This window comes from Dyadobacter sp. NIV53 (assembly GCF_019711195.1).
Classification (GTDB): domain Bacteria; phylum Bacteroidota; class Bacteroidia; order Cytophagales; family Spirosomataceae; genus Dyadobacter.
The window spans coordinates 3,299,823-3,313,396 of sequence record NZ_CP081299.1; the positions used below are offsets into that span (position 1 = coordinate 3,299,823).

A 13,574-nucleotide genomic window follows, 5' to 3' on the forward strand; every position below is an offset into this window, starting at 1 on the left:
TTACAAATGGAACAGAATTTGTGGATAAATAATCATTCAGTACAATTAAATATTGTGCTGAATAAGTTTTCTTTTTAGTCATCTTTTAATTTTCCATTCCCCTTTGACAAAATCCCGTGGACATATCATTGCTGAGCAATGGTTTAAATCAAAAAAATGGAAATGGGCAGCTTTTCAGAAAGAAGCAGCCGCAGCTTATTTATCAGGGAAAAGCGGGCTGATCAATGCTCCGACAGGAAGTGGAAAAACATATTCGCTCTGGATTCCAATTTTAATCCGCTATATTAATACTGCACCAAAACTTACAATAAAACCACGCAAAGGATTACAGGTATTGTGGGTAACGCCGTTACGAGCGCTTTCCAAAGATTTACACCGGAATATGGAAATGGCTTGCCTGGAAATGAACCTGAATTGGCAAATCGGGATGCGTACCGGTGATACAAGTACAGAAGGAAAGAAACGCCCAGAAAAAGCAAATGCCTGATACGCTGATTATTACGCCTGAAAGCCTGCATCTTTTATTTACGCAAAAGAACAGTTATGAAATCTTTAAAAACCTGCATACGGTTGTCGTGGATGAATGGCATGAACTGATGGGCAGCAAACGGGGTACACAAACTGAACTGGCGCTGGCAAGACTAAGAAACATGAATCCGGAATTGCAAACATGGGGCATATCTGCAACCATCGGTAATCTGGACGAAGCTATGCAGGTATTGCTGGGAATGCGTAAAAGTGCCGAGGAACCGGTGATTATTAAAGCTAAAAGTGAAAAGAAGATTACGGTTGAAAGTATTTTGCCCGAAAAAGTGGAAACACTGCCATGGTATGGCTACATGGGCGTCAGGCTTGTAGACAAAGTTGTGGAAGTGGTGAACAAGAGCAATACGACTTTATTATTTACAAATACGCGTGCTCAATCAGAAATCTGGTACCGGAATATTATTGAAAAATATCCGGAATTTGCCGGAATTATGGCTTTGCACCATGGATCGCTGGATCGTGAAATACGGGATTGGGTAGAAGACGCTTTACATCTGGGAAAGCTAAAACTTGTAATCTGTACAGCAAGCCTGGATTTAGGCGTTGATTTTCGTCCGGTTGAAACGGTAATTCAGGTGGGAAGCCCCAAAAGTATAGCGCGGTTTGTACAACGTGCAGGCAGGAGCGGACACCAGCCGGGAGCGGAAAGTAAAATTTATTTTTGTCCGGTAAATTCCCTGGAATTATTAGAAGCAGTTTCCCTGAGAGAAGGTGTGGTTAAAAATGTGCTGGAAGATCGCCCGCCAGTTGTCCAGGCTTTTGATGTACTGGCGCAATGGATGATCACACTTGCAGTCGGGGGAGGTTTTGAAGAGCAGCAATTATTTGAAGAAATTCAGGACGCATATGGTTATCAGTTTATCAACCGTCAGGAATGGGAGTGGTTATTGGGTTATATCACAACCGGAAGTGCTTCTTTGACGGTGTATGATGAATACAAAAAAGTAGAAAGAATAGACGGCCGTTATGTTGTCAATAGCCGAAAAGTAGCGTTGCGGCATGTACTGAGCATGGGAACCATCGTTTCAGATAGTGTGCTCAAAGTAAAATTTCAGCACGGGAAATACCTGGGTGCGGTGGAAGAATCTTTTGCAACCCGGTTAAAAGCAGGTGATGCTTTTTATTTTGCAGGAATGAATGTGGAGTTTGTACGGATTCATGAAATGACGGTTACTGTAAAAAAAGCGGAAGGTAAAAAAGGTTTCCTGATCCGCTGGGCCGGGAGTAGAATGTCTCTGTCTTCCCAGCTTTCTTCTTTTATCCGTGAGCGGGTTGCAAATGCGCTCGATAATCCACTTAAGGAAAAAGAACTCGCAAAAATGCAGCCGTTACTGGAATTACAGCAGGAACGTTCTGTAATCCCGAATATGGATGAATTACTGATCGAACAATGTGAAACCAGGGAAGGACATCATATATTTATATTTCCGTTTGAAGGCAGGCTGGTTCATGAAGGTATGGCAATTCTGATGGCTTATCGTTTGAGTAAGATCAAACCTATCACTTTTTCACTGGCAATGAATGATTACGGATTCGAATTATTAAGTGACCAGTATGTTGATATTGAGGCGGTTTCAAAAGAGATTGACCTTTTTTCGACAAAACATCTGGTGGATGATATTTACCAGAGTGTAAATGCCACAGAAATGGCGAAACGAAAATTCAGGGAAATTGCGGCCATTGCCGGACTCATGTTTCAGGGATACCCGGGAAAAGTTGTGAAGACGAAACATTTACAGGCTTCCAGTTCGTTACTGTTTACAGTAATGACCAAATATGAAAATAATAATCTGCTTGTAAACCAGGCATATCAGGAAGTGCTGACTTACCAGCTGGAAGAAGTTCGGATGCGTAAAGCATTAGACAGGATTGAAACACAGAAAATTTTATTCAAAAAAACGATAAAACCAACACCATTTTCTTTCCCGATTATGGTGGACCGTTTAAGGGAACAATTAACTTCGGAAAAACTGGATGACCGGATCCAGAAGATGATCAAACAATATGCAGATTGAAATAAGGGAAAATCACTTTTTGTTATTATCACAAAGGGCCATTTTTTGGGAAGAAAAACAAACATTACTCATTGGTGACCTGCATTTGGGAAAAATAACGCATTTTAGAAAAGAAGGAATTGCAGTCCCCAATATTGCCGCAGAAAATAATTTTTTACGTCTTAATGAATTGGTTCAGAATACAGGTGCCAGCCGTATTATTTTTCTTGGCGATCTGTTTCATAGCAAATACAACTCCGAATGGGAAACTTTCACTGCGTGGAGAAATCAGCATCATTATATTGATATGATCATTGTAATTGGCAACCATGATATTTTACCAGTGAATATGTTCTTAGAAGCTGATTTGCAAGTATTTGAAAACGATTTCGAAGAGGATGGATTCATTTTTACGCATCATCCGAAAACTGAGTTTGATCATTCAAAGTTTATTTTTGCTGGCCATATTCACCCTGTTTTCACTTCATATGGAAAAGGCAGGCAAAGTGTAAGGCTTCCCTGTTTTGTGATTGATAAAAACCAGGCAATAGTACCCAGTTTCGGCGTTTTTACTGGCGGATTTCCAATGGATCTGGCTGATAACCGAAAGATTTATGTAACAACGGAAACGAAGGTTTTTTCAATTTGCTAGCATCAACTAATCAAAAACCGGAATTATATGGAATCTGATTCCATATAATTCCGGTTTTTGATTATATTTGATCATGATCGAACGAATTGCGGCAAAAAAAATACTTCAGTTAGCAAGTGTATTTAAGTCAGTTGCTGTAACTGGCCCCAGACAGTCAGGGAAGACTACCTTGGTAAAAACACTTTTTCCGGATAAAACTTATTTATCATTGGAAAATCCGGATACGCGAAGGTTTGCCATTGAAGATCCCAGAGGCTTTTTAAAGAGGTATGAGAATGGTGCAATTTTCGATGAAGTACAAAGAACGCCTGAATTATTTTCTTATTTACAGGAAGTTCTGGATCAATCATCAGTACCTGGCCGCTTTATTCTTACAGGCTCGAACAATTTTCTTCTTCAGCAAAATATATCTCAAAGTCTGGCTGGCAGAATAGCAATTTTAAATTTGTTACCATTCAGCACGGTCGAATTATTTCCTGACCAACAGACTACACCTGATGAAAATGAACTGATTTTGAAAGGATTATATCCTCCAATTTATGATTTAAATATTCCTCCCGAAGACTGGTTTCCCAATTACCTTCGCACGTATATTGACAGAGATGTACGTCAGATAAAAAATATTACTGATCTTATCGTATTCGAGCGGTTTATTCGTCTCTTAGCAGGAAGAACAGGCCAGGAATTAAATTTTACCTCTCTGGCTGTTGAAACCGGAGTTGATACGAAAACCATCCAATCCTGGATAGGTATTCTTGAAAGTAGTTTTATCATCTATTTGCTCAGGCCACATTACAAAAACTTCAATAAAACTCTTGTAAAACGGCCAAAAGTTTATTTTTATGACACCGGGCTGGTTTGTTCTTTATTAGGTATTATTACTACAAACCAGTTATTACAACACCCTTTGCGAGGCAGTTTATTCGAATGTCTGGTAATTACAGAACTATTAAAAAAACGTACAAATGCCGGAAAGCAGATTAATTTATACTATTGGAGAGATAAAACCGGCCACGAAGTAGACGTTATTATTGACAATGGCACTTCGCTTCTGCCTTTAGAAATTAAAGCAGGAAGGACAATAAACAGTGAATTTTTTAAAAGTCTGACTTATTGGAATAAACTCAGTGAAGAACAGTCAGGATTTATTGTCTATGCCGGAAATCAGGAAGAAGATCGTTCTAATGGAATTAGTGTTATTAACTGGTTTACAATGGTCAAACGAGCCGAAATATAAGGTTTGGCAACTTTCTAGCGGAGCCTGCCTGGTACTGCCAGATCTATTCAACTATCCCAATCCACCTTAATTTACCGCGTGGCGGTCAGCCTCTTTCATAAAATCCAATATCTCATCGTAACGATTATTCCAGGGGTTAAAAAACTGGATAATCATCGGAATATGCTTTTTGCCTTTCAGAATATGGTAAGGCGTTCCCGGAGCAAAATCCTTTAATGCCTTAACAAATTTTTCATTGCTTTTTGAAATGGAAGGATACGTTTTGCCACCCTGATAAATAAGCATCGGAGGCATATTTTTGTGCAAATAATAAAGAGGCGTGGCTTGTTTCCAGATTTTCGGGTCAGAAGTGAAAGTTCTAAGGTACGTATGATCTTTCCCCAGTTTTTCTTCCATCAGATAACCATACATGTCCAGTCCTGCTGCGTCTATCAGGATAGTACCAACAATCGGATTTTTTATTCCTAAGTCTTCAAAGTATGTATTATCAATGGAAATTAATGCAGCCAGATGACCACCTGCAGAATGGCCGGAAATAAATATTCGTTCAGGATTTCCTCCATATGTAATGATATTCTCTTTTACCCACTTCACAGATTGGGCAGAAGCAATGGCCATTTCCTTGTAATTGGCGTCAGGACTAAGTGGGTAATCAATAATAACGCATACTATTCCTTTTTTAGCCCAGTGACTTCCTATGATGTTGTATTGTGATTTTTTTCCGGAGTTCCAGTTTCCTCCATGAATAAAAATAAGGACATCGTTTAATTTCTGATGCTTGTGAGGGGCAAAAATATTAAGCTGCTGTTCAACTTTACCCGTAGCATTTTCCGGTTTTAAGTAAACTATATCTTTTGATCTCGAAATCCTTTTAAAGGAGCAACCCGAAAGTGTAAGCAAAAATGCAGCTGCTACGATAGACAAAATAATAAGCGTAATACGAAGTTCTGATTTCAAAATAAACGACAACAAGTGTGAATGATAGTGTTAACAAACCTACGCTTATAGGACGCATATAGATGTAACCAGTAACTGGTTCAGGAAGAAAATAAAGATGTAAAAAAATGTTAAGTACGAACTATCAGCAGAAAATGCAGTTCGTTTTTTAATGAATTGAAATCCGGGTGCTGTAGTTTTTCTTTACTCGTTCACTTAATAAAATTTTGATTTTCTGTCTATTGAGGTTAATGCAACAAACAGAAAATCAAAATAATTTAAGCCTTTTTTGGAGGCAGGTCAAATGCAACAGCATTGTGTTCGAAATGTGCTTTATGAGCTCCGTCGCAGAAAGGTTTGTTTGCGGACATACCGCAGCGGCAAATGGAAACGACTGTTCTGCCTTGTAATCCGTAGGTGTTTCCCTGCATATCAACGATCTCAAAATCGCCGTCTACTTTTACAGAACCGTTGTTATTGATTGTAAGTCTTGTCATGGTCATGGTGAATTTTCCATCAAAGGTAATTAGCCATGTTCATACAAAAACATTCAAATGCCTGTTTAGGATGAATCCAAATTCCCGTTGCGGAAGAAAACCAGCCCGGAAACACGGCTAATTTACAGGCAAATACTTGGTTATGATTTTGATGAGTTCTTCTGACTTAAAAGGTTTGGTAACGAAATCATTGAAATGACATTCGGCAATTTCGGGTGTGCTTTCCGCAAAAGTATCTGCGGTAAAGGCAATAGCAGGGATTTGTGAATAAGCCGGAAGCGATTTGCGTATAATTTTCATTGCAGTAACGCCATCCATAACGGGCATCTGCAAATCCATTAAAATAATATCAAATTCTTGTTTTTCAAGTATATCCAATACCTCCTGTCCATTATTACACACGATAAAATCAGCACCCCATTTGCGTAGTAAGTGTTTTAGTAATATCTGATTTGCCAGTATATCTTCAGCCGCAAGAATACGATATCCCTGAAGTGAAAGATCTTTGGCAATATCTGTACTGGGTTTTACTATTGGTTTCATACTTTTTTTGAAATTCAAACACACACAAAATGTAGTACCTTGGCCCAACTGGCTTTTGGCTGTAATAGAGCCATTCATAAGCTCTGTAATTTTACGGGTAATGGTTAAGCCAAGACCTGTTCCTCCAAAATATCTGCTCGCGTTATTTTGATGCGCCTGTGAAAAGCTATCAAAAATGACACCAAGCTTATCTTCTGAAATACCAATGCCCGAATCGCTGACTTCTATCATCAGGTCGACCTGGTCATATAAATCTTTTTCTACTTTTATTGATAAACGAACGAAACCTTTGTCAGTAAATTTTAAAGCGTTGTCTAATAAATTAACCAGTATCTGGTTAAGACGGTAAGCATCCCCAATGAGAAAGTTTGGAACCTTGTCGGACACGTTAAATGCCAAAGCTATATTCTTTTCCCTTGCTTTGGCTTCAAAAATGTTTTGGAGGTGCCCCAGTTTTTCTTTCAGATCAAATTCAAAACTTTCCAGATCGAATTTTCCCGCTTCAATTTTAGAAAAATCAAGAATATCATTCAGTATAACCATCAGGTTATCAGCCGAGTACTTAATGGTGTTAAGGTATCTTTGGTCCTGTCCGGTAAAATTGTTTTCGAGCAGCAAATCCGTAAATCCAATGATAGCATTCATCGGTGTACGAATTTCATGGCTCATTGTTGACAGGAAATCAGATTTGATCCGCAATGCTTCTTCTGCATCCTTTTTCGCACGGATCAGTTCTTTTTCATCGAATTTTCTTTTGGTGATATCTATGGCCGTACCCAATACTTCCTGCACTTCGCCCCTGCTGTTCCGTTTAAAGGGAACTTCACGCGTTATAATCCAAACCTCCGAGCCGTTTTTATGCTTTAAGCGAAATTCCTTTTCTATCACTTCCCCGTCTTTTATCCAATGCCTGATGTAGTGGTAGTGCTTACGGAATATTAACTGGTCCTGATCATTGATGATTTTAAGGAAAACACTGCCTGTTTCCGGTACCAGGTCATCATCGGTGTATCCTAAAATATTCCATATCTGTTTGTTATGAAAAATATTAATCCATTTTTCTATATCAATAACATAAATAATATTGGGAGACAATAGAGCTATCTGGTCTATAAACTCTTCTTTTTTCGTTAGTTCCTGCTGTGTCTCCTGCCTTTTCCATTCCATTTCAAGCATTTGATTCATGGTATGAAAGGTTTTGTTGAGCTTTTCCGCATTAACCTCCGACTTTGGAAAATAATCCATAGCTCCTGCCTTCATCATTTCCACTGCAATCCGCTCGTCCCCCTGTGAAGTGAGTACCACAACAGGCAGCTGAGGTACCATTCTTTTTATTTTTTTAACAACTCCAGACCATTTGTCCTCGGTAGCTGATAATCAAGAAATATACATCCGGGCAGCCATGTTTCCAACGCAAACAGAGCGTCCTCTGCACATTTATAAATTCTGATCTCTTCAATTTCAACCTGGCTTTTTTTAATTGCACGCTGGAATTCCATAGCATCAAAATTGTCATCTTCAACTAACAAAATAGTCAATGGCATCATAAAATTGGGGAGAAGAGCGGATTAATTCATTCTGGGTATTCGCAGAGTGTCCAATAACTGTTTAAAGTGGAAACTGCTGCGATGAACCTGTCCATGGACAAAGGTTTTAATATATAACCGGCTACATTCAGATTAAAAGCATCTATTTTGTCACCATCTTCATTAGAGGTAGTCATCACAAAAACAGATAATGCGCTTAATTCAGGATCATTACGAATTTCTTTAAGGAACTCGATGCCTCCCATTCTGGGCATGTTGAGATCCAGCAGAATAATTTTTGGTTTTACTGCATCAACTTCTTTCGAACGAAGTAATTCCAGAGCTTCAATACCGTTGTGAGCTATTATGAGCGGATTAGAAATATTATTTTTCTTGAATGCACGCTTTACATTCATAATATCTACCTCATCGTCTTCAACCAATAAGATTTTCATGGGAATCGCATTTGAAATGGACATTGTAGTACTGTTAGAATTAGTGGTTTTGAATTTATATTAAAAATGTAAGTACTTGTGAAATAATCAATTAACTGTATTTTTTATTTCTACTTTTGGCCAGGAGAAAAAGAAAACGGTGCCTTCGTTCATTGTTGACTGCACCCGTATTACGCCTCCTTTTTCGTCAATAATCTTTTTTACAATTGCGAGCCCCACACCGGTACTTTCGACTTCATCCCTGGCTTGCAGCGTTTGAAAAATAATGAAGATTTTCTCATGAAATTCCGGGCTGATACCCGGGCCATTATCTTTTACAAAGAAATCAATATTAAAGCCTGTGTCTTTCCAGCCAATTGTGATGATGATATTGGGCTTGTCATTGTATTTTATTCCATTGGAAATCAGGTTCTGAAGAATTTGTCCCAATGTTATCTTTTCTGAAATAAGCTCAAGGCCGGGATCTCCTTCAATGACAAACTGAATCTTTTGTTTGATACCAAAAGTCTCACAAAGGTCATCCACGACCGTTTTAACCAGAAACCTTTCCTTAACCGTTTTGATCCTGCCCGCTCTGGAATAGGACAATATTCCGTTGATAAGGTTTTCCATGCGATGCACCCTGCCCCGCAATAATTTAAACTGGTCTTTTGTTTCCCCTTCGATCAGATGGCTGATGTCTTCTTCAATCCATTCTGATAAATTATTGATGGCTCTCAGGGGAGCTTTTAAATCATGGCTGACGACGTAAGCAAACTGATCCAGTTCTGTATTGATTTTTTCCAGATCATGCATATATGATTTAAGCTTTTTCTCGGCTTCCACACGCTCGGAAACATCTACAAAAGTTCCGATATAACCTACATGCTGCTGGTCTGACGAAGTATGATGGCTCAGCGATATTGCCAGCCATTTCTCAGTTCGGTCAGCAGTAGTAATCCTGACCGTATCTTCTATTATTTTTTTTTCTGAATTAAACAGTGCCGCAATCTGGTTTTGAGCTTCTCCCTGTGAAATTGTGAAATCCCTCCAGTTTTTGTTCAGGCTTTCAGCAACGGTATACCCGGTTACTACTTCCCAGGCGTTGTTGAGGTAAATAATATTTTCATCAATATCGAGCTGAACGAGCACTTCTGTTATACTGCTTACAACTTCTTCCAGCCTTTTACTGCTAAATGCCGCTTCTTCCGTTTTTTCCTGAGCTATGCGGCTAAGCTCTCTGTTTGTTTTAAATAATTCGTTCGAACTTTGTTCAAGAATATGCTCCACACGTCCGAGGTCTTCCTGAAATTCTGTGTAGGCCTGGCTTACTGAGGCTAAAAATTCGAGCATGCGCGGGTCATCGGCCAGTTCGCCTGGCAGCGACTTTCGCATCTGACGTTTTAAAAGCCTGTGATAATTAATTTCAGTTGAGTTTGGTGACAGCATTTTATTCTTCCCTGAAAGTGGTAATTGTCATTGTTTGGTTGTGTAATTCACAAAACGCATTTTTATTAAAAGGAGCCAATTCTCCATAGGAATAAAAACCTGCTATTGCCGGCTTTCCTAATACATCTGAGACGCACTCCACTTCTTCCTCTACAATTTGCTTCAAAACAAGCTTCCTTCCCACACAACTAACCAGAAGTGCGAATTCGGGCATGCTTTCCGTTCCTTCCAGTGCCACAAAGGCAGCCTCTTCTGCTCCTGTGATCAACCGGTCGTTGTTGGCTTTCATTAATCTTACAAATGATCCTTCGGGAATATCACCAGCGAAAGTCAGGCTTTTATTTTCCTCACTGATTCCCAAAATTGTTCTTACAACGGGCGCACGGTCTTCACTATCCCTCATGCTCAATGGAAATAATAAAGCGGAAGCCGGAAGATTTTTGGCTTTCTCACCCAGAAACGATTTATACAGATCCAGGGCCGGCTCTCCATCAATTTCATAAAGAACATTTTCATGTGATCTGGTTACTGTCCTGTCCAGCCCGAAACTATCCCAGCCTCCCCGCGATCCAAATCCAACTGAAATGGATTCGCCGTAAAAGCCAATTGCTGCAACACTTTCGGTGGCTACATTCCCGTTCGGTTCCAGGATTACCGTTTTAGTAAAATTAGGCCCGTCGCCAGCCAATCCACCAGTTAAAGTAACGGTCGGCGCTAGTCCTGCAATCATGCCTTTCACCAGATCAGTGCCATTTACCCTCGTACCATCGGATACCACAAAAATATGTTTAAGCCCGTCCGGCGGAAGTAAAGAGACAAGCTTTTTACCGGCTTCCATACTGTCAAAATCAACATCGGTAAGGGCAACTTTAGCCGAGGCAAGGGGTGTATTCTCAAACACTATACCTGTGACTACTATGGTGTTATCGCTAACAGACTCCCCTGCAATTTCCCCGGCAGTAGAGCAACCGGAAAAAACCGCATTCTGATACTTTTCATGTAATTCATCAGGTATTTGGCTCTTTTCCAGAAGTTCTCTGTTACCAAATATAAAAATCAGGTCGGGAGTAAAAGAGAATGGCTCTGCCGGCGTTTCACCAGCATATACCAGTTGTTGCGTATTCATTACAAAAGAAGCTTTTTGAATTGAGGTTATTAGATGAACAAGTTACAAAAAGTTTTATCTTTAAAAAAATAGTTCATGCTGCCGAAAAAATACTTCTACCGGATCATAACCAACGTTATAAAAAAATACTATTTTTCTAGCTGATCGAAGGAAATGAAATACCCTTTATTTTACGGAATAATTCCACTGCATACAGGTCAGTCATACCCGAAACGAAATCCAGCACAGTCTGAATTCTTGAATATTCATCCGTGCTTTTTGTTATAAACTGCTTTGGTATCAGCTCTACCAGCTTTTTCGTATAATGTGAATTGTTGTTTAAATAAGCAGGAATAAATTCTTCCAAAAGTCCGCCCATCACCTTATAACCAGCCACTTCGATCTGTACAACAGACGAATAGTTATATATTTTTTTAACAGAAATCGTTTCAATTTCTTTCATTACCGTTCTGTACGGTTCGTCGATGCGGTCAATCAGGCTAAAATTAAAATCACCATTTAAAATATTTCCCTGTTCATTATAAAACAGCGACGAGCAGGCCATGATGAGTACATTAATTGCTTTCGCCCTGAGCAGGCTGATCTTCGCATCGTCATCTTCAATGTCCGCCAATCGCGCAGGTAAATCAGGATCATTGCACAACCTGAGAAGCAACTCTTCAACGTCCTTGTAAGACAGGATTTTCAGGCGGTGTGCATCTTCCAGATCAATAATATTATAACAAATATCGTCTGCCGCCTCTACCAGATAAACTATCGGGTGTCTTTTATAAATTAGCAAATCGTTCTCCACTTTCTCCAATCCGAGATCTGTGGCAATTCTCTGAAACCCTGATTGCTCGGATTGAAAGAAACCGTATTTTTTAGTATAAATTTTCGATTTGTCATTAGCCAGCGATTCACACGGATATTTTGCAATTGACGCCAGTGTCGAATAAGTAAGGGCAAAACTGCCATAACCTTTCCCTGCATACGGATGCGTTAAAATCCGGAAAGCATTGGCATTTCCTTCAAAATTTGTTAGATCTTTCCACTGAGCTTCTGTCACTTTATCTTTATAATCCAGCCCTTTATCATTGGTAAAGTAATGCGAAATTGCAGCTTCACCCGAATGGCCAAAGGCCGGATTTCCCAGATCATGCGCCAGACAAGCGGCAGCAACTATATTTCCGATTTCACTGATAAGCGGGAGTCTTTCATCAATTCCCGGCTCGTCATTTTTTATTTTATTATAAAAAATCCTTCCCAAGGAACGGCCAACACTGGCAACTTCCAAACTATGTGTCAACCGGTTATGTACAAACACGCTTCCCGGTAAAGGAAAAACCTGCGTTTTGTTCTGTAATCTGCGAAAAGGGGAAGAAAATATCAGCCTGTCATAATCACGTTGAAATTCGGAACGCGCCTCTGCCTGATCTTCAATATATTTATCTTCACTTCCCCATCGTTTTGCAGAGAGTAACTTTTCCCACTTCATTGTTTTTATTATTTAAGACAAACAAAATTAGCTGCATGATGGAAAAGTTACGATTAATATCGGTACTGCTTTTGACAATTATTATTTCTTCCGGCTTTGCCAGTGGTTTTAATAATGCCATTACTGAAAAGGATGAGGTGCTTGCAAAAAAAATGTCGGCAGCAGTAAATACTTTTATCAAGACATTAAATCCTGAACAAAAAAACGTGGCTGTTACTGATTTTGAGAACAATGTACGTTTTGACTGGCATTATATACCACGGGAAAGAAAAGGACTTACGCTCAAAAAAATGAAACCGGAACAGCGTGCGGCTGCCATGGCAATAGTACATTTGATGATGAGCCGGGAAGGATATCAGAAAACGGAAGCGATCATTGACCTGGAAAATGTTTTACGCGTAGTTGAAAACCGCCCACCCAATGATACATACCGCGATCCTGAAAATTTCGCATTCCTGATCTATGGCAATCCTGGCAATGATCCATGGGGATGGAGTGTGGAAGGACATCATTTATCTTTGCACTTTACTTCAATGAATGGTCAGATTGCCTTTATGCCTGGATTTATGGGCAGTAATCCGGGGAAAGTTCTGGCGGAAGTTCCGCAAAAAGGAAAACGTATTCTGGCAGATGAACAGGATATTGCCTTCGAATTGTTACATAGCCTGAATGCGGCACAATTGAAAACAGTATTGCTTGGAACTGAGTCTCCAAATGAAATTTTCACCGCAAACAGCCGGAAAGCTTCACTGGAAAAAATGCAGGGATTGGCGATGAAAGACATGAATGCAGAACAACAGGCTGTTTTCAAAAAACTGATCCGGATATATTTACAGCGTTACCACATTACACTGAAAAACCAGCAATGGACTGAACTTGAAAAAGCAGGGCTTGACCAGATCCATTTTGCATGGATGGGCGATCAGCAAGCAGAAATCGGTGCGGGTCACGGACAATATTACCGTATTCATGGCCCTACATTCCTGATCGAATTTGATAATACCCAAAACGGCGGAAATCACATTCACTCCGTTGTAAGGGATTTAAAGAACGATTTTGGCGAGGATATGCTGCGGGAACATTATGCTAAAAAGCACCGGTAGGGAGATCTGAATTCACATTGAAAAGTTCAAAGTAAAAAGTTCACAGCTCGCTTT

13 protein-coding genes are annotated in these 13,574 nt (G+C 39.6%); 5 read left to right on the forward strand and 8 right to left on the reverse strand.

All coding sequences use genetic code 11. The features are described from left to right. Window positions 1-103: 103 nt before the first annotated feature. The 4 genes from KZC02_RS32920 (at window position 104) to KZC02_RS13365 (ending at window position 4,429) form a co-directional block, all read left to right on the forward strand. Entirely contained in the window at window positions 104-487 is a 384-nt protein-coding gene (locus KZC02_RS32920; RefSeq protein ID WP_310590438.1) for a DEAD/DEAH box helicase, read from the forward strand. Next, window positions 480-2,561, forward strand: coding sequence for a ligase-associated DNA damage response DEXH box helicase (locus KZC02_RS13355; RefSeq protein WP_310590439.1), 2,082 nt, complete (start codon window positions 480-482; stop codon window positions 2,559-2,561). The genes KZC02_RS32920 and KZC02_RS13355 overlap by 8 nt, the downstream gene beginning before the upstream one ends. Beyond that, complete coding sequence (gene pdeM, locus KZC02_RS13360) at window positions 2,551-3,192, forward strand: ligase-associated DNA damage response endonuclease PdeM (protein WP_221394546.1); 642 nt, start codon at window positions 2,551-2,553, stop codon at window positions 3,190-3,192. Before KZC02_RS13355 ends, pdeM begins: the two co-directional genes overlap by 11 nt. 73 nt (window positions 3,193-3,265) lie before the next feature. After that, complete coding sequence (locus KZC02_RS13365) at window positions 3,266-4,429, forward strand: ATP-binding protein (RefSeq protein WP_221394547.1); 1,164 nt, start codon at window positions 3,266-3,268, stop codon at window positions 4,427-4,429. Between the two features lie 66 nt (window positions 4,430-4,495). Here the strand turns inward: KZC02_RS13365 and KZC02_RS13370 are convergent, their stop codons facing one another. The 8 genes from KZC02_RS13370 to KZC02_RS13400 form a co-directional block, all read right to left on the reverse strand. Then, on the reverse strand, window positions 4,496-5,386 hold the full coding sequence (locus KZC02_RS13370) for an alpha/beta hydrolase (RefSeq protein WP_229254285.1): 891 nt from the start codon (window positions 5,384-5,386) through the stop codon (window positions 4,496-4,498). Window positions 5,387-5,643: 257 nt separating this feature from the next. After that, a complete protein-coding gene (locus tag KZC02_RS13375; protein WP_221394548.1) occupies window positions 5,644-5,868 on the reverse strand; it encodes a CDGSH iron-sulfur domain-containing protein in 225 nt (74 codons plus the stop codon). 111 nt (window positions 5,869-5,979) lie between these two features. Then, entirely contained in the window at window positions 5,980-7,731 is a 1,752-nt protein-coding gene (locus tag KZC02_RS13380; RefSeq protein WP_229254287.1) for an ATP-binding protein, read from the reverse strand. A gap of 5 nt (window positions 7,732-7,736) precedes the next feature. Further along, window positions 7,737-7,952 carry a response regulator gene (locus KZC02_RS31785; RefSeq protein ID WP_229254292.1) on the reverse strand — a complete coding sequence of 72 codons (216 nt, stop codon included), beginning with the start codon at window positions 7,950-7,952 and terminating at the stop codon, window positions 7,737-7,739. 26 nt (window positions 7,953-7,978) lie between these two features. Next, complete coding sequence (locus KZC02_RS13385; RefSeq protein ID WP_221394549.1) at window positions 7,979-8,410, reverse strand: response regulator; 432 nt, start codon at window positions 8,408-8,410, stop codon at window positions 7,979-7,981. 63 nt (window positions 8,411-8,473) lie between these two features. Beyond that, window positions 8,474-9,814: an ATP-binding protein gene (locus KZC02_RS13390; RefSeq protein WP_221394550.1), complete on the reverse strand. Its 1,341-nt coding sequence runs from the start codon at window positions 9,812-9,814 to the stop codon at window positions 8,474-8,476. 1 nt (window position 9,815) lies between these two features. Continuing rightward, entirely contained in the window at window positions 9,816-10,940 is a 1,125-nt protein-coding gene (locus KZC02_RS13395; protein ID WP_221394551.1) for an FIST signal transduction protein, read from the reverse strand. A 136-nt stretch (window positions 10,941-11,076) separates the two neighbouring features. After that, on the reverse strand, window positions 11,077-12,417 hold the full coding sequence (locus KZC02_RS13400) for a deoxyguanosinetriphosphate triphosphohydrolase (RefSeq protein WP_221394552.1): 1,341 nt from the start codon (window positions 12,415-12,417) through the stop codon (window positions 11,077-11,079). Window positions 12,418-12,452: 35 nt separating this feature from the next. On the opposite strand from KZC02_RS13400, the gene KZC02_RS13405 reads away from it, so the two are divergent. After that, window positions 12,453-13,520, forward strand: a complete 1,068-nt coding sequence (locus tag KZC02_RS13405; RefSeq protein WP_229254293.1) for a DUF3500 domain-containing protein — start codon at window positions 12,453-12,455, stop codon at window positions 13,518-13,520. The last annotated feature ends 54 nt before the right edge of the window (window positions 13,521-13,574 follow it).